The organism is Acinetobacter sp. CIP A162 (assembly GCF_000367905.1).
In the GTDB taxonomy this organism is placed as follows: domain Bacteria; phylum Pseudomonadota; class Gammaproteobacteria; order Pseudomonadales; family Moraxellaceae; genus Acinetobacter; species Acinetobacter lwoffii.
In genome coordinates this window covers 1,475,664-1,502,169 of the sequence record NZ_KB849159.1, presented here as the reverse complement: position 1 = coordinate 1,502,169, position 26,506 = coordinate 1,475,664, and the positions used below count along the sequence as shown (strand labels likewise).

The following is a 26,506-nucleotide window of genomic DNA, read 5'->3' as shown; positions in this document are numbered from 1 at the left end:
CAAAATCATGCTGATTTTTTCTGCTCAAAATAGCCCAATATTTGATCCAGTTTTTCTATGAATTCCAGGCTCGGTTGCCAATGATAAGCCCCTTGCTGCGCCTGTCCATTCATCCCGCGCAAATACAGATAGGTCGCGCCGCCCAATTGCTGCTGAATCGAATAACCCTGCATATTGGCACTCAGGTACCGATGCAGCGCCACCAGATACAAAGCGGCCTGCAACCAGTAACTGGACTGGCTCATATTCTGCTGAATTGCCTCAGCACTATAGTGCTGCTGATCAGGTCCGAGGAAGTTACTTTTATAATCGGCAATATGGTAGCGCTGACCATCGAAATACACCAGATCGATGGAACCGGTCAGATACCGCGCCGATTTGGCTTCATTAAAATCGCTCATGACCATGTTATGTTCGAGAAACAGCTGATGGATTTGCCGAATCTGCAAAGGGGCATCGGTCAAGGACAGATAAAAAGGAAATTCTGACAGATACTGTTTAGCCTCCAGCTGCGCCAAAGCAAAATCTACCTGAATCGGAGTGGCCAGAATGTCATGTACCCAGTCATGCATCAGGTTCAGCAAAATATCTTCTGTAATCTCGTCCAACAAGCCATCAAAAGCAGTCTGGAAAATACTGTCCACATTCAGCGATTCAGTGCTTGCAGAGCGTGTGAGCTGGGCCACTTCCTGTTCAAAAAACTGGATAAAGGAGTCATCCTCCAGCCCATCGAAATACACCTGAAACTGACCTAAAAATTCTAGCAGACCCGAACGATCGAGCTGTTGTGCCGAGTGAAACAGCTGCTGCCATTGCTGGCGATAAGCTTTGCTTTGGTCATGCAGGCGAATTCCGGTCAATAACTTATAGTTCAGGCTGGACAATACGCGCTGCATACTATGACGCAATTCCTCGGCTTTGAAATCTGCCTGAGCTGTGGCCTGAAACAGGGTTCGCAGATTCACCACAGCGGCCTGATAATGCAGGGAAAAGGCCTGTTCCAGTACACTACGTATATGAAAAGCCTGTTCAAATTTTTCTTTCAGTTCCTGCCAGATTTGCGGTGCGGTATTTTTAAAACGGCGCCGGATTTCCAGATTCCAGTAACTGCTGTCCTGAAAATCGATATGTTCAAAAATGCTGTGCAAGAAAGTTCCGGCCACTGTACCTTTAGGAAAATTCAGCCTAATCCAGTCTAAGGGCACGGCTGCTGGCTGTTCTTCCAGACCGGTAAAATGAATTTCATCGGCGGCACTATCGGGCTGTTCTGAAGCCATGACTAGGTCATCCTGCAAGATATGTCCATGTAGCTGATGCTGTGACAAAGCCGTAAAACTGGTTTTGGTTCGCGGATAAAACTGCCGCTCTGGCAAAGGTTGCGCCCGCATGTCGACCTGATGATGGCTCGACTGCTCGACCAGACGCGGTGGTTCCTGAGACAGCGGCTGCTCGACCAGACTTAAAGCATGTTGAAACAGTTGATCTCCCTGACCACGCCAGAAGGCCAGCCCGGAATCGGACTGTGCGTTCTGGTCCTGCAGCATGGCATATACCCGGTGACTGGCACGGGTCAGCGCCACATACCAGAGCCGGTGGTTTTCGGCAGCATTACGCGCTGCATTCTGCAGAATCGCCTGCTCATGCAAATTCTTGTGATTGACTGCAATCACCCGGGATTGTTCCAGGATGTTGTCCTGTTCAGGCGCAGACAGGGAAAAATTCAGATTGCCTTTATTCACATCAAAAGCAGCATCTGCTCCCAATAAAAACACCACTTTAAATTCCAGCCCTTTGGAGGCATGAATGGTCATCAGCTGCACCCCATGATCCCCAGACAGCTTGCGTTCTTTTTCGCTGTCCTTGCCTGAAGGTGACTGAAGCTGGCGCAAATACCAGTGATAGAGTTTTTGCGCCCCCTGATAATATTCACTCTGCTGGCTCAGCATCTCGGTCAGATGGCGCAGATTGACCACCACCCGCTCATTGTCCAGACTTTGACTGGCCACCAGATTGGTCCAGACCTGAAACAGGTTCAGTGCATAATTCCAGGCGGTCAAAAAGCCTTTCTCAAACCACATTTCCCGAATTATATCCAGATCCGCAATATAGCGACTGAGGCCTTCACTCTGGCTTTGCAAATCAATCAGTTTTTTCAGATTGAAGCCCAGCAGACGGGTTAGTAAAGCCCGCTTGACCTTGGCCTCATTGAAAGGATCCATAATCGCCGTCAATACGGCCGCGACATCCTGAGCGATGGGACTGGCAAACACGCTCTGTTTGGATTCTTTATAGGAGGGAATGCCCATACGCTGCAGACGCTGCTTCACCTGTTCCAGAGCAAAATGCCCAAATCCCAACACGGCAATATCATCTGCGCTCAGGCTTTGCTGATGCTCTTGCTGCTGAAAGTACAGTTGCTGCTGGGCAGACTGATTCAGCAATGCACGGATTTTCCAGGCCACCTGGTCTGCCTCCAGGTCCGATTCACCTAGCTGAATCCATCGTAAAGGCTGCGGGTTGATCCTGCCCATATCGACCAGATCTGGATGCGGGCGACTACCGGCCTGAATCAAGGTGTACTGCACCTGTTCGCCAAAATCCATTTGCCGCTGGAACAGCGCATCAACTACTTCTACGAGTGGTTTGACTGACCGATGGTTCTGCATCAGGGTATATTCGCGGCCCTGTTTATGCAGCACATCGGCATGTGCCTTGTTATAGGTGAGCATATCGCCGCCACGGAAACCGTAAATTGCCTGTTTCGGATCACCGACCATAATCATGCAGCCGGACTGCACCCGGTTGGCATCACGCCAGATCTTGGCCAGCAAATCATCCTGATCCTGATTGGTGTCCTGAAATTCATCGACCAGAATCAGCGGATAACGTGCCTGTACAAACTGGGCAAAACGCTGTCCCTGCTGGCCTTGCAATGCTTCCGCCAATGTACGAATTTGCTGGGAAAAAGTGGTTTCACCCTGCTGCTGCAAGGTTTGTGGCAAACGGGTCTGCACACTTTGAATAATATGAAATTCCAGATAGGTCGTAAGCTGTTGCAGCTGCTCATCCAGATACTGTTTGACCTCACACAGCGCATCAATTGCCACGATCAGACTATGTTGCAAAATCAGCTGCTGCTCTGCATCCGGACAGCTTTTGTTAAAGACCTGAGTGGTCGGCTGGAAATCGGTTTTCTTGCGGCGCAAATGGCACAGATTCAGTAAAATCGGCTGCAATTCAGCATCAAAGAAACTCATTGTTCCTTGAGTTTTCAGGGCTGCGCTCCAGGTCATAAAGTTTTCACAAATTTCGGTTAACTTGGTCAAAAAACTCTTGTGAAAATACTTCGGACTTTCCTGACAATAACGCCGCATGACGGCAAGATCATGCTCCTGAATATTCACTAATTGACTGATGCAGGCTTCCAATTTGTTCAGGTCACATTCAGCCGGTTCGATCTTCCGAAAATGCTGCTTGCTGAAATTCAGGGCATCACGCACCAGCCCGGTATAATGCTCCACCGGTTTCAGCAGATTCTGGACATACAGATGATTGACCATATATTGCGGCTGCTGCTGGATCCAGTCACGCAGCACATCATGAATCAGCTGCTGGATATACAGATCTTGATCTTCGGTCAGTTCTGCACGTTCAATCTTGCCACTTTCAAAGGCAAATTCACGTAACAGTTTCTGGCTAAAGCTGTCCAGGGTGCCGACAAACAGTTCATCCAGCTGGTTCAACACCAGACGTAAACGGCGACGGGCATAATCCAGTCGTGAACCATAATCTTTCAGTACCTGCTGAAATAAAGGATCGGTTTCATTCTGGATTTTTGCTGTAATTTCAACTGAATTGAGCTGCTGATGACGCTGGATATAAGCCAGCGTTTCCTCGACCCGAAGCCGTACCCGGTTTTTCAGTTCAGCCGTGGCCTTACGGGTAAATGTCGTCGCAATCACCTGATGCGGATAATACTGGTCCAGAAAAATCCGCACCATCAGACTGGATAGCGTATAGGTCTTGCCGGTGCCTGCCGAGGCTTCAATCCAGTGTAGGCCCCGAAACTTCATGTCCTGAATCGGATTGGTAGAAATGGCTGTTTGCGTCTGCTGCTTTAAGAAAGTCATACGGCTATTTCACCCATTCCAGATGTTGATGAATTGGTGCATACAGGCCATGGGCAAAATCATGACAGCAGTTTTGCAAGGCCAGATCCGGATCCTGATCTTGCAAAATAAATTGCCAATCCTGATGCAAGACACTAGATTCATTCGAAGTCAATGGCTTAGCTGTTTTAGGACTATAACTGTTGTTCCAGGCTTCCAACAATTCCTGCATTTCCACAATGGTCATTTTACCCTGTTCATTCTCGGCCCACTGCCACTCTTTTTTCATCAGTAATTCTGCCGGCAAGACCAGCGGCTGCTGTTGACCAATTTCCCACGCCTTTAACCAGAGCTGCAAATACTCATGTGCCTTGCTCGAACTCAAGCCAGAAAACTTCAGGGTTTTATTACTGAAAATGACAATGCGCTCCAGTTCTGGTGAGCGTGCATCGTCATTCAAGTAAGCCAGCCACAGCAGATACTCCAGCCAGATCTGGGCACGGCGTTTTTCCGAGGCCGAAGAGGATTGCATACTCAGCCAGTAGCTGCTGTGTGGAACCTGAGGCACGTTTATATGAATGATCAGTTCAGGACTGAACTGCAGGGATTGTTGGGTGACTGGCGTCAGTTCTTTGCCCAACTGTAGCAAACGTTCTTGCAATAACTGCTGTTCCTGCTGGCTGCCCAGCCAGGTGGCTTGCTGGGTTTTGCCCACCGGCAAACGGTCTAGCATCAGGTTTGGCTCAATCTCCTGCTCTTGTTGTAACAGGAAATCCCGCACCTGATACTGTTCCAGCTTGTTCAATAATAAGGGTTCCCGGGAACTCGGCAAATCGGCATAGCGAATCGTGGAAACCCCGACACTTTTCAGGAATAGACGTGCCGGGAAAATCATATCGCGGATCCATTCATCACCTTTGAGTACCCGGATTTCTTTTTGTTCCAATGCCGGATAATGTGCATTAATCCAGCTGCTGCGTTTGCCTTCGGCGCTGCGGATATATTCTGCCACTGCAAACCACTGATCCTGATAACGTGGTGTCTGCATATCTGCGAATCCGGCTGGATCAAAAGGCTGCAAGGGATGTACATGATAAAGCTGCTGGATATGTTGAGCGACCGATAGACCATGAATATCCACCATCGGATCGACTTCGACATCCGGCTGTTCAGACTGGCAGATCAGCGCGATATGTTGAACCAGTTCCTGCAAGGCAGTGGATGGATCGCGAGCCTCACCATCCTCCAGATCAAAGCCATTATAGAACAGCCATAGATTTTCCTGTGCCAGCAGCAAGGCATCCAGAAAGGCGCCCTGCTCGTCATCCAGACGGGAACGGTCACCGAGTTGCGGCTTCAGGCTGCGCATCAGGTCAAACGGAACCTGTTGATTACGGCTCGGAAATTTACCGCTATCCAGATTCAGCATCACCACCAGTTTATAAGGCAATGGCCGGATCTGACCAATCTGGCTAAAAGTAATCTGTCCGGTCGGTTCGGCCTGATCCAGCTGCATCTCCAGGGTATTCTGAATTTCTTCCAGCACATAAGGCAGAGGCAGACTGAGTGCCACCAGTTCCTGACTGGCATGCGGATCATCCTGGTCATGATAATCGGCCAAGGTCAGCATCCGCATTTGCTTGTCGATAATCTCGGCAACAGTTTTGAGTGATTCTACCCCGGCATCACGGAACTCGTTCAGGTCGGTGCGCAGATATTCCAGCCAAGTTTTGACTGGCGTGCGTTGTCCGGTTTCATGTAAAGTCAGCCAGTCACGGCGCTGTACCAGATCCTGATAAATCCGGATCAGGGTCGATATCAACGGAAAATCACTGGTCAGAACCTTGGCATAACTCAAGGTATCCTGAAATAGGGTATGTTCAGGAATCGCCAGACCCAACGCCAGACGGTCCAGCGCGAATTTAAAGCTAAACCGGTAATCCTCATCGCCTGCGCTGAGGCTTTGCTGTAAATGCTGCTGGTCCAGTCCACGCTTAAAGCCAGCATCTGTCAGCAACTGCAACATCCGCTCTACCTGACTATAGTCCAGACCATAATACTGTTGGGTCGCATTCAGGCTAAGCCAGTCGGCAAAGTCCTCAATACTGAAACGGCGCCGTACCCACTGAATCCGGCCCAGTACCGCGCGCCAGGCGTTGCTGACATCCAGACGCGACACCCCGGCAATCTGGATCGGTAAATACAGGTTATCTTTCTGCAGGCGTTTGCTGCCAGTCTCATGCTCACGTGGTGGCGGCGCAAAGACACTGCGAATTGCCGGTTCCAGTTCTTTCAAACTTGGCGTCAACACCAGAATATCACTCGGCTGACGCGGCGCGTCATGAGTATCTTGAGCCAGCCAGTGAATCAGCTGTTCTTTGAGGACTTCTAGCTGACGTAATGAAGAATGACAGACATGAATCTGTACCGAATCATCATCAGGGCTTAAAGCATATTGATGCTGTTCAGGCTCGAGTAAATACAGGATATCCGACTGGATTTTGGCCAGCAGCCTGTCCTGATATTCATCGACAAAGACATCAGCCCAGAGACCCTCTTCCCCCGAAGACAGTTTAGAGAGTAGAGAAAAATGATCCCGTGCCTGCTTGCCGAATCGGGTCAGAAGCGGATGCCGCGATTCCCGGTCTTCGGCATTAAAGTTCAGCTGCTTGATCCTGAAGTCTTTTATTTCCGCATCATTCGGTTTACGTTGACGGGTTTTTTCAAAACGCTGAATAAAGCGCTCTTCCCGCTGCAAATCAAATCTGGCTTTCCAGTCCGGATCGACACTGTCGGCCCAGTATTCCTGCGAGGGGTTGAAGTGAAAAATATAGATATCAATGTATTGCCCCAAACGGCGTAAAAAATCCAGCTGGCTGGGTGGCAGTTCCAGCAGGCTAAATACCACAATCTGGGCCGGCAGTCGTTTTAGAGCCTGAGCGCGGGTTTCTGCATTCTCCAGCCGCTCCCAATACAGGCGTTCAATCTCCAGGATTTTGGCATAATCATCCTGAAATACATGCTGCCACAACCAGCGTTGCCAGGCTTCCAGTTCACGCGCCTGAATCTTGACAAAATCCGCCACCTGCATCTCATGGCCATTTTCATCTTTGGGGCTATAGATCATCTGTTCGATATCAAGCGCAATATCCTGTCCCCAGGCCTCGAGCCAGTTACTCGGACAACTGCAGTTGTTTGGAGGACAGTTACGCGCGCAATAACCGCGATAATCCATATAATGACTGAACAAACGTGACACCTGCTCCGCCACCCAGTATAGCATGCTCTGTTTTTTCAGCTGTTTTTCTGTGCCCTGTTCCAGCCGGTCGGCACTGTCATAAATCCGCTTCACAATGGAATACAGTGGATGATCGACATCTAAAGGAATCTGTTCAGGCAGAATGCATTTTCGCAGCGCCTGAAACACGCGCCATTTGATGATAATGCGCGGAATATTGGCTTCACGGACCTGCTCTACTTCTTTGGGAGCATTCAATACCCACTGATAAGAGGTCCATTGAAAGGCGCGAATCCGGTGATGAAACTGGGTATTGGCGCTAATGCCTTTTTTCTCGGCAATTTTCTGGGTCAGCCAAGTTTCTACAGCCGGAGATGGCACAATAAAATGCCGGGTTTGTAACACCTCAAATGGATTCCGGGCAGTCTGGTTGACAATACGCAGCATACTATCCAAAAGCACATCAATACGTTGACTCTGAATAACATGGATGGCCATTGGTTCCCCTGAACTGCTGAATGTGGTTCTTACTACAAAACGATAAAGATTATTTACTATACATCCCGAACGCGCTATGACACTTTAAAACCACACTTCAGTCGAAAAATTTCTTTGAAAAAAGCATCTTAAAGATGCTTGAATAGAAAAAACAACATAGAGCTTAGGTAGTGCCCATGAAATTAGATAAAATTCCTGAACGTCTCGATCCGAGCCTAGATTTAGAACAAATCCGCGCCGAGTGCCTGGAACTCACCAAAAAACGCGCCTATTATTCTGCCGGTGCTGCGGTTATTCCAGTGCCGTTTATGGACGTGGTCATTGATATCGGTATCTTGTCGCAATTGATTCCCGAGATCAATGCCCGCTTCGGCCTGGCGCCTGACCAGATCAGTGTCTATGATCCAAAAACCCGTCAGGTGCACTGGAATGAGTTGCGTAAACGCGGCGTAGAATTTTCTGGTCTGGTGGTCGCACGTACGGCAGTTAAAAAATCTTTGAACAATGTTGCAGCGAAAGTGATCACAAAGCAAGTCACAAAATTCATTCCGCTGGGCGGCCAACTGGTGGCGGCAAGTCTGGGCTATTTTGTCATGAAAAAGATTGCTGAAGCACATGTAGAGGAATGCTACCGTGCAGCTAAAAATATCCAGCAAAAACAGGTGGCGCAAGGTTAAAATCCGGGTGAGCTGAATTTTTGCAGCCCTCTAGATACTCTTACTTCAGGCAGATTATTCTGCCTGAAGCTGTTTTAAAATAGCCTTTAATACTTCGACCCGTGCGGTATGTTTATCATCAGACGCGATAATGTGCCAAGGCGCTTCCTCAGTCGAAGTATGTTCAAACATATCGGCTGCCGCTTTCAGATAATCGTCCCAGCGCTCCCGGTTACGCCAGTCTTCTTCAGTAATTTTAAAACGCTTATGCGGTGTATCTTCACGCGCCTTGAACCGTGCTGCCTGTTCCTCTTTAGAAATGGCCAGCCAGATTTTCACAATCACCGTTTGATGCTTGACCAGGCTCTGTTCAAAACGGTTAATTTCCGCATAAGCTCGCTGCCATTCTACCGGACTAGAAAACCCTTCTACCCGTTCTACCAATACCCGACCATACCAGGAACGGTCAAAAATGCAGATATCATCATCGGTTTGCAGCTTGGTCCAGAAGCGCCATAAATAGGGACGGCTCAGCTCAAATCTTTCTGGTGCAGCAATGGTATGAATTTCATATTCACGTGGATCCAGTTTTTTGACAATTCGCTTGATCGCGCCGCCCTTGCCGGCAGCATCCATGCCTTCGAACAGAATCACCACATTACGCGAATCGGAACGCATGGCTTTGGCGACCTTCGCGGTTAATTTTTTTAGTTCCGGTTTGTAATCTTCTGGCTGGGCTTGAGTCTTGGAAGGATGTTTTAACTGCTCGGGAATCTTGGCCTGCTTCCATCTTCCCTTGGCTCTGGCGGGATGATCCGGACAATGTTTCAAGGCACTCAGGATATACTGGGCAAATTGCTGGTCGCGCTGCTGCTCATCTTCGCCATCAATAATGAACCAGTCCTCGGTAAAGCGCTGACGCAGGCGCTGCAAGGTGTCATATTCTTTGCGATTGCGCCAGTCCAGACCATGCAGTTGATGCCAGTGAGTTTCACTCGGATCCATGGCATCCAGACGTTTTTGCAAGACTTTCCAGGACAGGTCAAACCAGACCTTGATCACATCGACATGGTTATTTTTCAGGTCCTGTTCAAAGGCCTGCATCTCTTGCAGATATTCATCAAACTGTGCATCACTCAGCGGGCTTTCAGCTTGCATGGCACTGCCGAGCAGATCGCTATACCAGTTACCAAACAGCACCATGATCTGGCCTTCGGCAGGAATAAAACGTGCATAAGGTTGCCACAAGGTCTGCTTCGGGCCGGCTAGCTGAGGCTTATCGGCTTTCACACGCAAATAGCGCGGATCGACCCATTCACGTAACTGTTTAACCGCTTCACCCTTGCCGGCCAGTTCAATGCCATTCACCAGAATCACCAGACTTTTGGCATTTTTCTGGCCCCGGGTCTTTTTTAAATTATATTGGGCATCAATCAGCTCGACAGACAGCTGATCTTCATCCATTAACTGAAATTGTGGTTGTTCCATACGCATCTTCAACCCTGATCTTTTATTCTGTTTGCAGTATAGCGAGGAGTTTCAGCGCAAAAATAGCTCTGGCAACGTTTTTCACACGATTAAATTGGCTATTTAAACAACAGATTGACATACAAATGCCCGATCTCTGTTCAATTTGTCATAGCAGGATTGTCCGGCAGCCTCTAAGATTCTTGCATCCTCCAATGATAATTGAAGCCTCATGTCCAAACTTGCCGTACTCGATGATCTGTTAGCGCATTATTATCAATTGGCTTATCACACCCGGCCTGACATTTTAAGCCGTTTACAGGATGTGCAGGCCTGGCAAAAAGTCCGCATGCAGCGCACTCATCGCGCCCATTTTGCTGAAAAACAAAACCTGTTGATGTCCGAATATTTCCTGAACCGTCTCTACGGCGGCGCTGACTTTGATGCGCTGGCGGAACAGATTGCCCGGCTGATGAAATATGCGCATAAAGCAGAAAAAGTTATTCCGGAAAATGCCATTAAAACCGGCACCTCAGGCGTAGAGTTGGCTATTCTGGCGGTACAGCTGGATGAACAGGTCGCGATTCAGTTATTACAGGATTATCATCCACATGAACCGCTGACTGACGAGATGATGCGCCTGACCTATTTGAAACTGGATCAGGGTGAAGCACGCCTGAAACAGTTAGCCCTACTGGATCAGCTCGGTATGAGTCTGGATAAATATATGCGTTCATTTGTGGTCTATACGGCCTTTAAAATGTGTAAGGGCGCGGCGAATAAATATAACTTTCAGGTGATGTATGAATTTATGCAGGATGGTTTTCTGGCCATGAAGCCACTCAAATCGGCAGAAAAATTTGTACGCACGTTCACTGCCACCGAACGCCAGATTATCGAGAAAGTACATTCTGGCGATCCGCTACCGTTTCAGTAAATACCCGATGAGTATTTCTGCCAAGCGTGAATTTTTCTGTATATTATTCATAACAATTGCATCATGATTGCTGAATAAGCCTTTAGAATCTGTCATGATGCAGACAATGCAAGATTAACCCGATTGATATGTTAGGAGTGACTCCAATGTCGAATGAAAATACAACGCCTACCCCTACCCCCGAGTCGGCACAACAGACAGACAAAGTGAGCCCATTCTTAACTGAACCCCTTCCACAAGGCACCCCGCAAGGTCAGCAACAATCTTTAGAACAACGTCTGACTGACACGCCTGTGACGGGTACTGTGCCTAAATACAATCTGCCACGCGGTGCCAATACAGGCAACGTCGGCTCAACCACGCACTTTGGCTATCAAACTGTCAACAGCGAAGAAAAAGCCCAGAAAGTCGCAGAAGTGTTCCACTCGGTGGCGAGCAAATACGACATCATGAATGATCTGATGTCTTTTGGTATTCATCGCCTGTGGAAGCGTTTTGCAATCAATATGTCAGGTGTACGCCGTGGCCAGCATGTGCTGGATATCGCGGGTGGTACTGGCGACTTGGCTAAAGTCTTTAGCCGCGAAGTGGGCCCGACGGGTCATGTGGTACTGTCTGATATTAACGAATCCATGCTGAATGTCGGTCGTGACCGTCTGATTGATGCGGGCTGTACCAATGTCGATTTCGTTCTGGCCAATGCCGAAACCTTAGAACCATTTGCAGACAACAGCTTCGATCTTTTAACGATTTCTTTCGGTCTGCGTAACGTGACTGATAAAGATGCGGCACTTGCTGCGATGTATCGTGTCCTTAAGCCAGGTGGCCGTTTACTGGTGCTGGAATTCTCTAAACCGGTGTTCGAGCCATTCTCTAAGCTGTATGATCTTTATTCGTTCACGGCATTGCCAATCATGGGTAAAATCATTGCCAATGATGCAGAAAGCTATAAATACCTAGCTGAATCGATCCGTATGCATCCGGACCAGCGCACCCTAAAAGGCATGATGGAAAATGCCGGCTTCCAGAATTGTGACTATCACAACCTGACTGGCGGGATTGTTGCGGTTCACCGCGGTTTCAAACTTTAAGGTTCCTTGCCTATGTGGTCAATTCTGGCACTCGGTGCTGTTGAACGCGTGATTCATCATGTTCTTGATCTGGACGCCATTACTCGCATCCAGCTGAATGCCCTGTCCGGTAAAATGCTGCGGGTGGTGATTGCCTCGCCGCAGCTTTCGGTTGATGTGTTTTTTGATGAAGGCAAAGTTCGTCTGGAACCAACGGCAACCGGTCATACCGAAACACCTTCGGTCTTTGAACAACGTCCATTTGACGCAAGTTCCGCGACAATCACCGAAGCGACAGCAACCTTGCAGGTCAGCAATGTGGTGGAATTACTCAAGCTGCTGCTTTCCGATGAAGTCGGCAATATTCCATTGCAAGGCGACTACAAATTATTGCAGGAAATCCAGCGCATCATGCAACAGGCGGAACTGGATCTGGCGGCGCATTTAAGCCCCTGGGTTGGCCCGACACTGGCGCATGAAATTGGTAAATTGCAACTGCTGCCCAAGCAGCTAAAACGCACCCTGCAAAGTCAATTATTTTTTGCCGAAGATGCCTTAAAAGAAGACAGCGGTCTGTTTGCCCCCCGCTGGCAAATGGATGACCTGAATCAGGACACCCGTATCCTGAATCAAAATTTAGATCGGGTTGAAGCAAAAATCCAGCAGCTTCAGGCTCAAATCGATGCCTCAAACAATTCTACTCAAGACTAGGTACACAACTTTATGATTCCGCATGTTTCACGTTTACTCGAACTTTGGCGCATCGCCGCGCACTATCGACTCGACACGTTGTTTCCTGCGGAAGAATTACCAGAAAAATCCCGGCATGTGCTGTCCCTCATCCGGATGCATCCGGCCGCCTGGTCCAGTCGTGAACGTAAAAATCCGCTCAAGCTGAAACTGGCTTTAGAAGAAATGGGGCCGTTAGCGATCAAGCTTGGCCAGCTACTCTCGACCCGTCGTGACCTGATTCCACCTGAAGTTTTACAGCAACTGGTGTTGCTGCAAGACCAGGTCAAGCCATTTGATAATGACGTGGCCAAGATGCGCATTCAGGAATCCCTGAAAGCTGATGTAAATACCCTGTTCGCGCGTTTCGATACCCAGCCACTGGCAGCGGCTTCGATTGCACAGGTACATACGGCTGCCCTGCATGATGGCCGTGAAGTCGTGGTCAAAGTCACCCGTCCGAATATTCGCCAGCAGATTTTGCAGGATTTTGAAATTCTGGAATGGCTCGGTCAATTTCTGGAAAAACGTCTGGAAGCAGCACGTGCCCTACATTTATCGGAAATCATTCAGGATTATCGACAGATCATTCTGAATGAGCTGGATCTGACGCTGGAAGCCGATAATACCCGCCGCATGCGCCATCATTTTACCGGCTCGAGCATGATGTATGTGCCGGAAATTTACATGGACAGCAAAGATGTTCTGGTGGCCGAGCGTATTACCGGGGTACCAATTTCAGATATCGCGACCTTTGACCGGTTGGGCATGGATCGTGCCGATCTGGCGCGTAAAGGCCTGACCATCTTCTTTACTCAAGTGTTCCGCGATAATTTTTTCCATGCCGATATGCATCCGGGCAACGTCTTTGTAGAAACCATCAATCCGGCCAATCCGCGTTTTATTGCGCTGGACTGCGCGATTATGGGCGAGCTGTCCAAGCATGACCAGATGACCGTAGCACGCATGCTACTGGCGGTCATGAACAGCGACTTTATGCAGCTGATTCAGGTGGTGCATCAGGCCGGCTGGATTCCACCGGGAACTGATCAGGATGCGTTGGCTCGTGAAATGCGCCGCAGTGTGGGGCCAATGGTCTCAAAACCGATGCATGAACTGGACTTTGCCGGCATTCTGATTGAAGTCATGGATATCGCGCGTCGTTTCCATCTGGAAATTCCACCTCAATTAATGTTGTTACTAAAAACATTAGTCCATGTCGAAGGTCTGGGAACCGATCTTTATCCGGAACTGGATATCTGGAGTCTGGCCAAACCAATTCTGACGGACTGGATCAAGGCCCAGATGAATCCGCAAAAGAACCTGAAAGAACTAGGACAGAAAATCCCGGATCTACTTTTAGGGGCACAGGATTTACCGACCCTGATGATCGACAGCTTAAACGGTTTAAAAAATCAGTCGGCCTGGCATGCCAAACAGCTCAATGAATTACAAAGCATGCGCCTGCAAATGGAACATCAACAGAAGCGTAGCTGGATGTTTGGCAGCGTCATGGCCATTCTGCTGGCAATTGCGATTATTTCACCGTGGTTTGTGTCGGTGATTCTGATTGTACTGGCGAGTGTACTGGCCGTCTGGCGGATTGCGAAATAACTAAATGAGCTTTTAAAAAAACCTGAAACTGTTCAGGTTTTTTATTTTCTGGGCATCGCATGACTCCAAAGTCACCTTAGGACATATCTTGCCATTGGGTCCTAAGACCTATCGCTTAAAATAAGCACACATTTGGCTAGTATAGGTTCAACCATGGTACAGATTTTACAAAAACGTGCGCCTGCTCTGACGATTCGTGCCGGCCATCTGGCACGTGAGCTGATTCTGCAACAAGGTTTGCAACCCGAACAAGTCGATATTGTACCTGGTGCTGCAGGTGGCCCCAAAGGTATCGGTATCCAGGGACTGGATCAGGCGATTTTTGGTGAGTTTTTTCCACGTGCACCTCAGCGTAGAACTTTGGTGGGTTCTTCGATTGGTAGTTGGCGCTTTGCCAGTATGGCTGCACATGGTGCTCAACAGGGAACCGAACGCTTGGCTGAACTCTATACCAACCTCTATTTTCATAAAAAAATGACCCGTCAGGATGTCAGCGAAGTTTGCCGTGGCATGCTGCTGGATCTGGTACAAGGCAAAGAAAACGATCTAGTCAATCATCCAGATTATCATCTCGCAGTCATTTCAATTAAAGCCCAACATATTTTCCAGAGTGACAAGGCATTGCCGTTGCTGGCTTCTGTGGCTGGAATTCTTGGAACGACCGCAGTCGCGCGCCGGCACAGCCGTTATTTCATGCAACGTGTGATCAGCCAGCCCAATATCGGTGAACAGTTTAAAATCGCTGAAGATGGATTTACCACGCATTATCATGCACTAACCGAACAGAGTGTGTTGTCCTGGTTGATGGCTTCAGCGTCTATTCCCGGGGTGATGGCAGCGGTGAACAATATTCCGGATGCGCCGCAGGGTTATTATCGCGATGGTGGCCTGATTGACTATCACATTGACCTGCCCTTTCAGAGCAAAGGTATTGTGCTGTATCCACATTTTACCGATAGCATTACCCCCGGCTGGTTTGACAAGTTATTTAAACGTACCTCAAATCCGGAAAATCAGGCACGAACTTTGCTGCTTTCTCCCTCGCAGCAATATCTGCAAAGTTTGCCTTTGGGTCGTTTGCCTGACCGTAAAGACTTTAACTTAAAAGGTTTGGACCAGGCCCAACGCATTCAGCTCTGGAAGCAATGTATTGCGGAAAGTCAGCGTCTGGGCGATGAATTTCTGGAACTGGTCGAGAAGCAGAATTTTGCTGAGGTAATGCAGACCTTGTAATTGGCCGTAGCTGCCCGATTATTTGTATAATTGCTTTAATTTTGTGAACTGTTGAGATTTATGCAGAAGTTTTTAGTTGTCCTGCAATACCTGTGTCTGGCCTTTGCCATTTATCTGATTTATAGCGTCAGCATGTCGCTGTATAGCCAGGATTTTGTCCTGATGGAACTGGTCGCTGATATCGGTACGATTCTGATCTGTATCGACCTGGCGGTGTTTTTATTTACCAGTAAAGGCAAGCCCGGCATTAGCATGGAAGAATATGCAAAAAGACTGGAACAGCCACCGTCTAAGCTGGTCTATGTGACACGAAAACTGGGGCATCTCGGTATTTTATTAATTGTTACTAGCTGGATTGTTCCGATGATTAACTCATAATGATCCAATAAAAAACCTCCCGATCGGGAGGTTTTTTTAAATTAAAGATATCTAAAAATTATTTAGAACCTTTAATCCCTGCTTGCAATAGCAATGCACCCAAACCACCAATTTTTTGCTCTTGTGGTTTAGCCGCTTGAGGTTTCTTACCCTCAGGGCGATCACCTTGCGGACGTCCTTGCTGTGGACGTTTACCCTGAGGCTTACGTTCACCACGTGGCTCATTGTTCTCGCGACGTGGCTGACGTGGTGCTTTCGCCGGCGCTTCAGAACCTTCAGGACGCATCGACAGATTCACGCGGTTACGTTCAGCATCCACATTCAAAACACGGACTTGTACGATTTGACCCGGTTTCACCACTTTATGCGGATCAGCGACAAATTCATTGGCAAGTTCAGAAATATGTACCAAACCGTCTTGATGCACACCCACATCGACAAATGCACCGAAGTTAGTCACGTTAGTGACTACACCTTCCAGCTGCATGCCTTCAGACAATTGCGCAACTTCAGTAATGTCATCACGGAATTTAGCAGTGCGGAATTCTGGACGCGGGTCACGGCCCGGTTTTTCCAGTTCAGCCAATACGTCTTGAATCGTCGGCAGACCAAATTTCTCGTCTGCAAATTCTTCTGCATTCACTTGGCGAATGATTTCAGTATTGCCAATGATGTCTTTTACAGTCGTTGCTTTTGCTTCAACAATTTTGCTCACCAAAGCATATGACTCAGGGTGAACTGCAGACGCATCCAGTGGTTCTGTACCATCTTGAATACGCAAGAAGCCCGCAGCCTGCTCAAAAGTACGCTCGCCTAAACGTGGTACTTTTTTCAAAGACTGACGATTGTCAAAACGACCATTTTCCTTACGGAATTCCACAATTTGCTGTGCGATCGATTTATTCAGACCCGCGATATAACCCAGAATTGCTGCTGATGCAGTATTTACATCCACACCCACTGAGTTCACACAGTCTTCAACGACCGCTTCCAAGGTTTTCGCCAGACCGGTCTGGTTCACGTCATGTTGATACTGACCCACACCAATCGATTTCGGATCGATTTTCACCAGTTCTGCTAGTGGATCTTGTAAACGGCGTGCAATCGATACCGCACCACGAATAGATACATCTAGTTCAGGCAGTTCCTGTGAAGCTAGTTCAGATGCTGAATACACCGATGCACCTCCTTCAGATACAGAAACACGCGTCATTTTCAGATCACTGTTCGCAGCCATCATTTCAGCAACTAAAGCTTCAGTTTCACGGCTTGCAGTACCATTACCAATCGCGATCAGGTCAACATTGAACTCGCGGCATAAACGTGCAAGTTCAGTTAATGAACCATCTTTATCATCTTTTGGCGCAAATGGATAAATCGTACTATGTGCCAGTACATCACCAGACTCGTTCACCACCGCCAGTTTCACACCAGTACGGATACCTGGGTCCACGCCCAAAGTGGTACGTGCGCCTGCAGGTGCAGACAGCAGTAAATGACGCAGGTTTTCAGCAAAGACGTTCATCGCTTCTGTTTCAGCAGCCAGACGTTTTTCAGTCAGCAATGAATGTTCAATCGTTGGACGAACTTTACCGAGCCAGAACAATTTTGCAGTTTGCTTCAAGAAATCCTGACGAGCTTGTGGCTGAACAGTTTCAAGATTGTATTCAGTTTCAATACGCGCCAATGGAGCATCATCTTCGCCATCAACTTTCAGGCCTAAAACGTTTTCCTGACGGCCACGCAGCATCGCCAATAAACGATGTGAAGGCACTTTATTCAAGTTTTCAGAGAAATCGAAATAATCACGGAATTTTTTACCGACTTCTTTTTTCTCATCACTTGCAACTAAACTTTTCAGCACGGCAGTTTTTGCAAATGTCGCTTTAAGTTCAGTGGTCAGTGCGATATTTTGTGCCCAGTCATCAATCAGGATGTGCTGGATCGCATCAAGCTGGCTTTCAGTATCTGGATAATCTTCATGGCTAAAGCCCGCCAAAGCTTCAGCTGGATCAACGGCTTCATTAAAGATTTTTTCGGCAATCGGGCCTAAACCGGCTTCTTTGGCCTTGAATGATTTACTGGTACGTTTTGGGCGGTACGGCGCGTAAATTTCTTCTAATGCATTTTTGGTTTCGGCCGCATTCACACGCGCCAATAAATCATCAGATAATTTATCTTGTTCTTTGAGTGATTCAATCACCTTTTCACGGCGCTCATACAAATCACGCAAGTATGATAAACGCGTATCGAGTTGACGTAGTTGCGTATCGTCTAAGCCTTGCGTTACTTCTTTACGGTAACGTGCAATAAAAGGAACACTGGCACCTTCATCAATAAGCTTGATGGCAGCCTCAACTTGATTTGGACGTACGGCAAGTTCTTTTGCCAACTGCTGAACTAAGTCAGTCATCGTGTTTGATCCCACAAGGATAAGTACTAAATGGCATGATTATAAAGACCGGGTCTATAAAATCCACCATTGTTTTTATTAATTTACCTCATCTTTATATTATGAAGTGCCACAGTTTTCAGCTTTTCCCGATAAAGTTTGTATGAACTTTGCTTTTTATCCAGCTTAAAATCGTATTTTTTGCTCATTTAGATGTATATATTTAGTATCTATGTCTTGATTTTAACTGCAATATTTGGTGCTTTAGAGCATAGTCAATTAATATCAATGAATCGTATACTCAAAGCCTATTTGATTTTTGTTTATGACGACAATAAAGAATAAAGGAGCATCTCATGAGTTTAGTTGTACCTGCTGAAAAAGCCGATGCCGTACATACCGAAACGGACCGGGTCGAACGGATCCTGGTGGTTGATGATGATGTTCGTCTGCGTACCTTATTACAGCGTTTTCTCGAAGATAAAGGCTTTGTGGTTAAAACTGCACATGATGCCACGCAGATGGATCGACTTTTACAGCGGGAACTGTTTTCTCTGATCGTGCTCGACTTTATGCTTCCGGTCGAAGATGGCTTGAGTATCTGTCGTCGTTTACGCCAATCCAATATCGATACGCCTATCATTATGCTCACCGCTCGTGGTAGCGACTCGGATCGTATTGCCGGTTTAGAAGCAGGTGCCGATGATTACTTGCCTAAACCGTTTAACCCGAATGAGCTGCTGGCACGTATTCGTGCGGTATTGCGCCGTCAGGTACGTGAAGTGCCGGGTGCACCAAGCCAACAGATGGAAGTGGTTTCTTTTGGCCCATGGTCGCTAGATCTCTCTACCCGCACTCTGACCCGTGAAGGCCAAGTGGTAACGCTCACTACTGGTGAGTTTGCGGTACTGAAAGCACTGGTTCAACATCCACGCGAACCATTAACCCGCGACAAGCTGATGAATCTGGCGCGTGGCCGTGAATGGGGTGCCATGGAACGTTCAATTGATGTTCAGGTGTCACGTTTACGCCGTTTAGTGGAAGAAAACCCAGCGCGTGCACGTTATATCCAGACTGTATGGGGTGTGGGTTATGTCTTTGTTCCAGATGGTGCTGAATAAAGAAAAACTTATTAGGATAAAAGATTACCCCAATTTATTGTCCCTAAAAGCCATTCGCTGCTGTCTGAGCCTCCCCTTCTTTAAAGGCTCGTATACAAATGCGCGAGTTCAGCGAATGGCAAAGTTTTTTGGTTACTTTTTCAAAAAAAGTAACACAACAAGCTCCTTCCATCGAAGGTTCAAGCAGTAAGATTCCATTACAAATTATTATTACTGCTCAATTTGGAAAATGCCAACAGGGAGCTGGTGTGAAACTCGACCCCATCGATCCACAAAAATTTACCGATTTTGTCAGCTACTCGGAAAAAAAGCGTACCCGCGGGGAACGCTTTCTCGACAAGATCAAGCCGCGTTCTGCTGCCATGCGTACCACGGTACTGGTGGTTTTTGTGGTCTGTTTTAGCCTGTTCATGTCCTTGTGGTTCTTTTGGCGTACCCTGTTTTTACCTGAAATCCAGCAACATGCGCGTTATCTGGCCATGGAACTGGAAATTCTTAATAATCCCGATCTGCGCCTGTATCATAAACAGCAGGAAGTCGATATCGATGACTGGCTAAAAAACCGGGTCGGCATTGAATACGTTACTAATCCGGCAGAATATCCCACTGTCCGTGAAAAGCTGATTGCCGAATTTTTTACCCGACAGATCGAAACCAAACTCGCCAAAGAGTTACGCATCGAACAAGCCACAGTCTATTTCCAGTTTAAGCCGAGTCCACGTATCTGGATCCAGACTCCTGAAATGAATGGTCACTGGGTACAGGAACCTTTAAAGACTTATGCCAATTATAGCAATGAACTGATTTTGGGCTGGTTGCTTGGCACGCCGATTATTGTCGGCATCATTATTTTGACCTTGGTGCGTCAGCTCAACCGTCCTTTACGCCGTTTGCAGAATGCCGCCAACAGTTATAGCCGAATCGGCTCAGCACCCTATCTAGATACCAATCATGGTCCACTGGAAATCCGTCAGGTCAATCATGCCTTTAATCAGATGATTTATACGCTGGACCAGACCGAGCGGGAACGCCGAATCATGCTGGCCGGCATTTCACATGACTTGCGCACGCCCTTAACCCGAATCCGCCTCAGTGCCGAAATGATGCCAGATGAAGATTTTCTCAAAGAAGGTCTGATTTATGATGTCGAAGATATGGACGCGATTCTGGATCAGTTCATTTCCTATATGCGCGACGGTTCCGATGAAGAACCGCAGGACACCAATGTCAATGTGCTATTACAGGAACTGGTCAAGCAGTTTAAACCGCTAGATATCCGTTTCACTCCGCAAGAAATACCGACCATTCAGGCGCGCAGCATGTCGCTGAAAAGACTGATTGGTAATCTGATCAATAACTCGAAACGTTATGGTTCCGAACCAATTGAGCTTTCTGCCCATGTTGAAGAAGATCAACTGTTGATTTGTGTGGCAGACCATGGCGAAGGCATCCCGGAAGATCAGATCGAAGCCTTGATGCAGCCTTTTGTTCGGGGCAATTCGGCAAGAACGGTACAAGGCAGCGGCTTAGGACTGGCCATTGTGAAACGGATTGTCGATATTCACCATGGTCAATTGCGTATCCATAATCGTCCTGAAGGTGGGCTTGAAGCTATCATTTCACTACCCGTGAATCAAGAGAACCCAGAGACACTTCCCCCAGCCACTACACTCGATAAAATTCGCCAAACTTTGACTGATCACTTTTAATAAGTGATCATTAATTCAACAAATGACTTTTTAGTTTTTCTATACAATTCATTTTATAGTTCACGAATTCAATCATTTAAAAATCATCATTTTTTATTATACTTACATTTAGCTAAAAAATTAGACCTTAGCCTAACACCTATGCACAATACATTTTTTGAGCGGTACAATCCGTATCATAGTTTAAGAATTAATGAGAGTTAAAATGTCTTTAGATCGTATCCGTTTAGCCTCCCTACACAACAAAGTCATCAGCCCTGAACAAGCGGCTGAATTCATCCAAGATGGCATGACTGTGGGTATGAGTGGCTTTACTCGCGCTGGTGAAGCGAAGGCGGTTCCTTTAGCTTTGGTTCAACAGGCAAAAGCAAATCCATTAAAGATCACGTTAATTACTGGTGCATCACTAGGGAACGATCTAGACAAACAACTGACTGAAGCTGGTGTATTGGCACGTCGTTTACCGTTCCAGGTAGACAATACTTTACGTAAAGCGATCAACAACGGCGAAGTGATGTTCATTGACCAGCACTTGTCTGAAACTGTTGAGCAAATGCGTAACCTGCAGTTGAAAAAACCAGACGTTGCGATCATCGAAGCCGTAGCAATTACTGAAGATGGCGGCATCATTCCAACAACATCTGTTGGTAACTCTGCAAGCTTTGCGATTTTTGCTGAAAAAGTGATTGTAGAAATCAATACGAATTTAAGCCCGGCATTTGAAGGCTTGCACGATATCTACATCCCGACGTATCGTCCAACGCGTCAAGCGATTCCATTGACTCAAGTTGATGAGCGTATTGGTACGCATGCGATCAATATCGATCCATCTAAAATTGTTGGTATCGTATTTAACAGCGAATTGCACGACTCTCCATCTACTGTAACCGCACCAGATGATGAGACTCAAAGCATTGCCAACCATTTGATCGCTTTCTTTGAAAAAGAAGTAGCTGAAGACCGTCTACCGAAAAACCTCGGACCTCTTCAAGCAGGGATCGGTTCAATTGCAAACGCCGTATTGACGGGTCTGAAAGATTCAAACTTCGAAGACTTGATCATGTACTCAGAAGTACTACAAGACTGTACGTTTGAATTGATCGATGCCGGTAAAATGAAGTTTGCTTCAGGTTCTTCTATTACGCTTTCTGCTAAGTACGGCGAGAAAGTATTTAACAACCTAGAACAATACAAAGACAAACTGGTATTACGTCCACAGGAAATTTCAAACCATCCTGAACTGGTACGTCGTTTAGGTATTATCGGCATCAACACTGCACTTGAGTTTGATATTTACGGTAACGTGAACTCAACTCACGTATGTGGTACCAAGATGATGAACGGTATTGGTGGCTCAGGTGACTTCGCACGTAATGCCCACTTGGCGATCTTCGTAACCAAATCAATCGCGAAAGGTGGAGACATCTCTTCTGTAGTGCCATTTGCTTCACATATCGACCACGCAGAACATGATGTTGATATCCTAGTGACTGAACAAGGTCTTGCGGATCTTCGTGGTTTGGCTCCGCGTGAGCGTGCACGTGCAGTAATTGATAACTGTGCGCACCCAATGTACCGCGATGCGTTGAATGATTACTTTGACCGTGCATGTGCAAAAGGCGGCCATACCCCTCATCTTCTTCGTGAAGCGCTTTCTTGGCACTCAAACTTCGAAGAAAATGGTCACATGCTTGCTGTTGAAGCTGCAGTAAAAACTGCATAATTGACTGCATTCACAAAACGCCCTACGGGGCGTTTTTTTATGGCATTTTTATATTTTTTTTGAATAGTCAGAACCTGATTATATTAAGGAAGCCATCTGGCTATCACCTACTCTTTCTTCTTTTATTTATCCTGCCGATCTGCTGTAGAAATACACTTCTGATGCTCAAGGGCTTTAAATTCTGATTCTTCACCCTCATACTTGAACACAAGAGCAAAATTAGAGACATGACATGCGCGTAGATATCTGGTCAGATGTGGTTTGCCCCTTCTGCTATATTGGTAAAAAACGTTTAGAAGCTGCTGCACAAGAAGCAGGTATTGAGCTAGAAGTACATTGGCACAGTTTCCAGCTCGATCCTGAAGCACCGGTACGTCAGGAAGTCTCCAACTCTGAGCGTCTGGCGCAAAAATATGGCCGCACCGTGGCAGAAGTCGAAGAGATGCAGCGCAATATTGCTGAAATGGCCAAAGCCGAAGGTATTGAATTTAACTGGGAAGGTGCCAATTCAGGCAATACCTTTAATGCGCATCGCCTGATTCACCTGGCGCAAAGCAAAGGTTTGGGCAATGAAGCACAGGAAGCGTTCTTCTATAGCTATATGACCCAAGGTCTGGCGATTGGAGAACGTGAAACACTGGAAGATGTCGCAGCGCGTATTGGCCTGAATCCGGTCGAAGTCGATGACCTGTTGGATTCGGAAGAATATGCTGATTTTGTCAAATTCGATCAGGAAGTCGCACATGAACAACTCAAAGTGACCGGTGTACCTTTCTTTGTTTTTGATCAACGTGTGGCATTGGCAGGCGCGCAGCCTAAAGAAGTTTTCCTGCAAGTATTTGAAAAAGCGCTCGATACATCAACCAACAGTCAGGCAGCACAGTGCTCACCAGAAACGTGTGACACGCCAGACCAAGCTAAATAAAACAACGTTCAATAAAAAAACCCCATTTTAAATGGGGTTTTTTTATTTGTTATTGAATGGCATTCGCTTAATCAACCAGAAAACTAATTTTTAAATTGACACGATATTCCGTGATTTTATTTTCTTTAATGACAACCTTCTGTTCATTGATCCAAGCACCTTGTACATTTTTGACCGTTTCTGTGACTTTTTGAATGCCCGTTTGAATCGCATCTTCAAAGCTTTTATTGCTGCTTGAATTGACTTCTACCACTTTTGCAATTGCCATAATAAAACTCTCAGCATGAAAATGAATGGAATTCCATCTTAGTCCATTCTCAGAAGATTGCAGCAGCCCGTAAACAAGCGATAGCAAAAACTTACATGGATTGAACAAAGCTCGAAATTCAATCTTAAATTGGCAGATCAAAAACACATCGCCGTTTGTTTTGGCACTCGATCAAGTCCAGATTCTCATCGCCAAAACAAAGCATAAAGTCCTGTAAAATCATAAAAATCAAACTAGAGTAAATACACTAATTTATTGTTTTATAGAGTAATTTATCTAAAATTTACTGCCTGAATTTGCCGAATCTATCATTTTATATTAAGTCTTATTTGCTATTATTTCACCCGAATTAAGTTTAAATATTCTCCTCTGTTCAAGTCATTGAACACTCTGATATTAAAGGTCATCCTATGAATGCTCTTAAATTTGCTTTCGCTGCAACCGTTATGGCTTTTTCCGTTCAAGCGTCTGCACAAATGGCGCAAGTGGTTCATCTGCCAGACTTTCCAGCGACTAAAGCACCTGCTGAAACAGTAAATACAGATGCTGCGACTGTAGCAACTGAAAAAACGGCTTAATGCAAAACTGTTTTGCATTAAAACAGGCTGATTGATTCAGCCTGCTTTTTTTATCATATTGAACACATTCTGTGTAAAAGATGCACAACTCTCAAAAATATCAACTATTTCCTACTCTCATTTTTTCTATTGATTTTTATCACTTTTAATTAAAAAATTTGTTTATAAAACACTCAAAATAGATCACTATTTTATGTGATCTCTGCTTATAATTGCAGCAATATAAATAGATTAATGATAAGAAAATTTTATGCATGAACTTCAGGCATTGGTACAGGGCAAAATTCCGCCTCAGTCAGTTTCTATTGATTATTTAATTGAAATGGCAGAAAGCTATACAGACTCGAATTCTGCTGAATACAGACTGGTCGAGCTGGCGGTTAACATTGTACTGGCACAAACCCTGGATAAAGCACTGAAACATCTCTAGAGATCAAAAAATGAATGCTTTAGAAAAAGCACACTTAATTAAAGAACTACATGGACTGGCGCAGCAACTGGAGCATAAAGTCCTGCCTTTCTATGAAATTGCCCGTTCTAAAAAAAGGATACGCGATATTTTTAATCTGTGTGATGAGCCTATTTTCAAGACCCAGATTTCAGCATTTAAGGCCCGCACTCAACCTGAACTTGTTGCTTACCAATTTTCTGCTAATACGTCTTATCATCTAAGCTTTCGTGGCTATTTCACCGAAATCTTAGCACTGGAACAAGCACTGTCTGCCCATCCGGATTCAGGCTGGGCAGTTTTACATCATCCTGAACGTGGCTGGCAAATTTGGCTGATTCCGGCTCCCCAATCTCCTGCCCTGCACAGCCAATGGGCTGAATTGCAACACTGCTATATCTGGCTGTTGCAACAACAGCAACGATTTTCTTGCCTGAAACAGGATCCACCCTTGATCGTTCCAGCCTTATCCTTACACGAAGCTGAAACCAGCTGCAATTCTATGGAAACAACCAAATATCATCGGGGACGGCCGCGCGTAAGAATTCATGCACTAGAATTAAATCGCTCAGATGAGTCAACCAATCAGATACAAATTGAACGCGAGGCGTTAAATCCTCAGTTAAAAACTGAAACGACCATTCCGCAAGAACAGATCACAGCCTCCGAATTGATTCAATTCCCTGCACAGATTCAACTAGGCGAACTAAACGCCCATGTACACCCTTTAGGCTTAGAAGAAACCAATATCCAGCGGCTCTGTGCTTTAGAAATGACTGAGAAGATCGAACATCCTGCCTATTTGGATATCGCACTGTATTATGCAGCAGAAGATAATTGGCAGGCACGTCAGGTTTATTTGGTTGAACAACTGAATCTGCAAGGCCAGTTTGTTAAATATCTGATGCTCTTAGGGGTACCGAGTCAGTTGCAGGCTCACTATTGTATTCAACATTGGCTTACCCACCATCAACGCCAGGCTGCTGCGATTAAATCACTGGCCTGGTCTGTTATAAGCATCAGGTTCATGCAACTCGAGCTTTTTTCAACGGCTTACTTGCAGCAGGCTGAAACAGTCTGGACAAAGCCAGATTACCATCCTTTTATACCCGCCCAGTTTATTCAGAAGCAAAAATTTATCTCGTTTCAAGAAGCTGCTGCGAATTTTTCTACTCCTGTACTCTTACTGCAGGAACATCAAAAAATCCGAGTGATTCATGGTGAAAAACGCATGTCTATGGCAGAGAAGGAGCTGGCCTATCCACACATCTTGCTGCAACGCGACAAACGGCTAAATTGGCAGAATATTCACAATATTATTTTAACAATGCCGCAACCGATTCATGTGCTGGAACTTTATCGGGAAATTCAGGCTCAAATGACTGAATAATTGCTGTTATTTTGTAGCTTTAA

The 26,506-nt window shown here is 46.4% G+C and carries 19 protein-coding genes; 14 read left to right on the top strand and 5 right to left on the bottom strand.

Translation table 11 applies throughout. The features are described 5' to 3' along the window. Positions 1 to 5 precede the first annotated feature (5 nt). Complete coding sequence (locus F995_RS13440) at positions 6 to 4,130, bottom strand: UvrD-helicase domain-containing protein (protein ID WP_004647338.1); 4,125 nt, start codon at positions 4,128 to 4,130, stop codon at positions 6 to 8. 4 nt (positions 4,131 to 4,134) lie between these two features. Next, positions 4,135 to 7,845, bottom strand: coding sequence for an exodeoxyribonuclease V subunit gamma (locus F995_RS13435; protein WP_004647336.1), 3,711 nt, complete (start codon positions 7,843 to 7,845; stop codon positions 4,135 to 4,137). Positions 7,846 to 8,021: 176 nt separating this feature from the next. Between F995_RS13435 and F995_RS13430 the strand changes: the two genes are divergently transcribed. After that, the gene (locus tag F995_RS13430) at positions 8,022 to 8,522 is read left to right on the top strand and encodes a hypothetical protein (protein WP_004278581.1); all 501 of its coding nucleotides are present in this window, start codon (positions 8,022 to 8,024) and stop codon (positions 8,520 to 8,522) included. A gap of 54 nt (positions 8,523 to 8,576) precedes the next feature. Here F995_RS13430 and F995_RS13425 read toward each other — a convergent pair whose 3' ends face one another. Beyond that, positions 8,577 to 9,995 (bottom strand): polyphosphate:AMP phosphotransferase, encoded by a 1,419-nt coding sequence (locus F995_RS13425; RefSeq protein ID WP_004647335.1) that lies wholly within the window; start codon positions 9,993 to 9,995, stop codon positions 8,577 to 8,579. Between the two features lie 205 nt (positions 9,996 to 10,200). Here F995_RS13425 and F995_RS13420 point away from each other — a divergent pair, with 205 nt between their 5' ends. The 6 genes from F995_RS13420 (at position 10,201) to F995_RS13395 (ending at position 15,929) form a co-directional block, all read left to right on the top strand. Next, positions 10,201 to 10,905 (top strand): DUF8198 family protein, encoded by a 705-nt coding sequence (locus F995_RS13420; protein ID WP_004647334.1) that lies wholly within the window; start codon positions 10,201 to 10,203, stop codon positions 10,903 to 10,905. A 146-nt stretch (positions 10,906 to 11,051) separates the two neighbouring features. Further along, entirely contained in the window at positions 11,052 to 11,996 is a 945-nt protein-coding gene (ubiE, locus tag F995_RS13415; protein WP_004647333.1) for a bifunctional demethylmenaquinone methyltransferase/2-methoxy-6-polyprenyl-1,4-benzoquinol methylase UbiE, read from the top strand. Between the two features lie 12 nt (positions 11,997 to 12,008). Beyond that, positions 12,009 to 12,686 carry a ubiquinone biosynthesis accessory factor UbiJ gene (locus tag F995_RS13410; protein ID WP_004647331.1) on the top strand — a complete coding sequence of 226 codons (678 nt, stop codon included), beginning with the start codon at positions 12,009 to 12,011 and terminating at the stop codon, positions 12,684 to 12,686. Positions 12,687 to 12,698: 12 nt separating this feature from the next. After that, a complete protein-coding gene (locus tag F995_RS13405; RefSeq protein ID WP_004647330.1) occupies positions 12,699 to 14,318 on the top strand; it encodes an ABC1 kinase family protein in 1,620 nt (539 codons plus the stop codon). 153 nt (positions 14,319 to 14,471) lie between these two features. Continuing rightward, positions 14,472 to 15,551, top strand: coding sequence for a patatin-like phospholipase family protein (locus F995_RS13400; protein WP_004647329.1), 1,080 nt, complete (start codon positions 14,472 to 14,474; stop codon positions 15,549 to 15,551). A gap of 60 nt (positions 15,552 to 15,611) precedes the next feature. Beyond that, positions 15,612 to 15,929 carry a hypothetical protein gene (locus tag F995_RS13395; protein WP_004647328.1) on the top strand — a complete coding sequence of 106 codons (318 nt, stop codon included), beginning with the start codon at positions 15,612 to 15,614 and terminating at the stop codon, positions 15,927 to 15,929. Positions 15,930 to 15,987: 58 nt separating this feature from the next. Here the strand turns inward: F995_RS13395 and F995_RS13390 are convergent, their stop codons facing one another. After that, complete coding sequence (locus tag F995_RS13390; protein WP_004647327.1) at positions 15,988 to 18,342, bottom strand: Tex family protein; 2,355 nt, start codon at positions 18,340 to 18,342, stop codon at positions 15,988 to 15,990. A gap of 335 nt (positions 18,343 to 18,677) precedes the next feature. Between F995_RS13390 and ompR the strand changes: the two genes are divergently transcribed. The 4 genes from ompR (at position 18,678) to F995_RS13370 (ending at position 23,799) form a co-directional block, all read left to right on the top strand. Further along, positions 18,678 to 19,442, top strand: coding sequence for an osmolarity response regulator transcription factor OmpR (gene ompR / locus F995_RS13385; protein ID WP_004278590.1), 765 nt, complete (start codon positions 18,678 to 18,680; stop codon positions 19,440 to 19,442). Between the two features lie 248 nt (positions 19,443 to 19,690). Next, positions 19,691 to 21,151 carry an ATP-binding protein gene (locus tag F995_RS13380; RefSeq protein WP_026055758.1) on the top strand — a complete coding sequence of 487 codons (1,461 nt, stop codon included), beginning with the start codon at positions 19,691 to 19,693 and terminating at the stop codon, positions 21,149 to 21,151. A gap of 205 nt (positions 21,152 to 21,356) precedes the next feature. Continuing rightward, entirely contained in the window at positions 21,357 to 22,874 is a 1,518-nt protein-coding gene (locus F995_RS13375; RefSeq protein ID WP_004647324.1) for an acetyl-CoA hydrolase/transferase family protein, read from the top strand. Positions 22,875 to 23,106: 232 nt separating this feature from the next. Beyond that, complete coding sequence (locus F995_RS13370; RefSeq protein WP_004647323.1) at positions 23,107 to 23,799, top strand: DsbA family oxidoreductase; 693 nt, start codon at positions 23,107 to 23,109, stop codon at positions 23,797 to 23,799. Positions 23,800 to 23,866: 67 nt separating this feature from the next. Here F995_RS13370 and F995_RS13365 read toward each other — a convergent pair whose 3' ends face one another. Further along, positions 23,867 to 24,067: a dodecin family protein gene (locus F995_RS13365; RefSeq protein WP_004278594.1), complete on the bottom strand. Its 201-nt coding sequence runs from the start codon at positions 24,065 to 24,067 to the stop codon at positions 23,867 to 23,869. Between the two features lie 410 nt (positions 24,068 to 24,477). Here F995_RS13365 and F995_RS16850 point away from each other — a divergent pair, with 410 nt between their 5' ends. From F995_RS16850 to F995_RS13355, 3 genes are all read left to right on the top strand, one after another. Continuing rightward, entirely contained in the window at positions 24,478 to 24,645 is a 168-nt protein-coding gene (locus tag F995_RS16850; RefSeq protein ID WP_004647322.1) for a hypothetical protein, read from the top strand. 250 nt (positions 24,646 to 24,895) lie between these two features. After that, a complete protein-coding gene (locus tag F995_RS13360) occupies positions 24,896 to 25,075 on the top strand; it encodes a hypothetical protein (RefSeq protein WP_004647321.1) in 180 nt (59 codons plus the stop codon). Between the two features lie 10 nt (positions 25,076 to 25,085). After that, positions 25,086 to 26,483, top strand: a complete 1,398-nt coding sequence (locus F995_RS13355; RefSeq protein WP_004647320.1) for a hypothetical protein — start codon at positions 25,086 to 25,088, stop codon at positions 26,481 to 26,483. Positions 26,484 to 26,506 lie beyond the last annotated feature (23 nt).

Bases quoted from the DNA above. Each gene is read 5' to 3' on its own strand.
- F995_RS13440 (WP_004647338.1), bottom strand. From the start codon at position 4,130: ATGACTTTCTTAAAGCAGCAGACGCAAACAGCCATTTCTACCAATCCG.
- F995_RS13435 (WP_004647336.1), bottom strand. From the start codon at position 7,845: ATGGCCATCCATGTTATTCAGAGTCAACGTATTGATGTGCTTTTGGAT.
- F995_RS13430 (WP_004278581.1), top strand. From the start codon at position 8,022: ATGAAATTAGATAAAATTCCTGAACGTCTCGATCCGAGCCTAGATTTA.
- F995_RS13425 (WP_004647335.1), bottom strand. From the start codon at position 9,995: ATGCGTATGGAACAACCACAATTTCAGTTAATGGATGAAGATCAGCTG.
- F995_RS13420 (WP_004647334.1), top strand. From the start codon at position 10,201: ATGTCCAAACTTGCCGTACTCGATGATCTGTTAGCGCATTATTATCAA.
- ubiE (WP_004647333.1), top strand. From the start codon at position 11,052: ATGTCGAATGAAAATACAACGCCTACCCCTACCCCCGAGTCGGCACAA.
- F995_RS13410 (WP_004647331.1), top strand. From the start codon at position 12,009: ATGTGGTCAATTCTGGCACTCGGTGCTGTTGAACGCGTGATTCATCAT.
- F995_RS13405 (WP_004647330.1), top strand. From the start codon at position 12,699: ATGATTCCGCATGTTTCACGTTTACTCGAACTTTGGCGCATCGCCGCG.
- F995_RS13400 (WP_004647329.1), top strand. From the start codon at position 14,472: ATGGTACAGATTTTACAAAAACGTGCGCCTGCTCTGACGATTCGTGCC.
- F995_RS13395 (WP_004647328.1), top strand. From the start codon at position 15,612: ATGCAGAAGTTTTTAGTTGTCCTGCAATACCTGTGTCTGGCCTTTGCC.
- F995_RS13390 (WP_004647327.1), bottom strand. From the start codon at position 18,342: ATGACTGACTTAGTTCAGCAGTTGGCAAAAGAACTTGCCGTACGTCCA.
- ompR (WP_004278590.1), top strand. From the start codon at position 18,678: ATGAGTTTAGTTGTACCTGCTGAAAAAGCCGATGCCGTACATACCGAA.
- F995_RS13375 (WP_004647324.1), top strand. From the start codon at position 21,357: ATGTCTTTAGATCGTATCCGTTTAGCCTCCCTACACAACAAAGTCATC.
- F995_RS13370 (WP_004647323.1), top strand. From the start codon at position 23,107: ATGCGCGTAGATATCTGGTCAGATGTGGTTTGCCCCTTCTGCTATATT.
- F995_RS13365 (WP_004278594.1), bottom strand. From the start codon at position 24,067: ATGGCAATTGCAAAAGTGGTAGAAGTCAATTCAAGCAGCAATAAAAGC.
- F995_RS16850 (WP_004647322.1), top strand. From the start codon at position 24,478: ATGAATGCTCTTAAATTTGCTTTCGCTGCAACCGTTATGGCTTTTTCC.
- F995_RS13360 (WP_004647321.1), top strand. From the start codon at position 24,896: ATGCATGAACTTCAGGCATTGGTACAGGGCAAAATTCCGCCTCAGTCA.
- F995_RS13355 (WP_004647320.1), top strand. From the start codon at position 25,086: ATGAATGCTTTAGAAAAAGCACACTTAATTAAAGAACTACATGGACTG.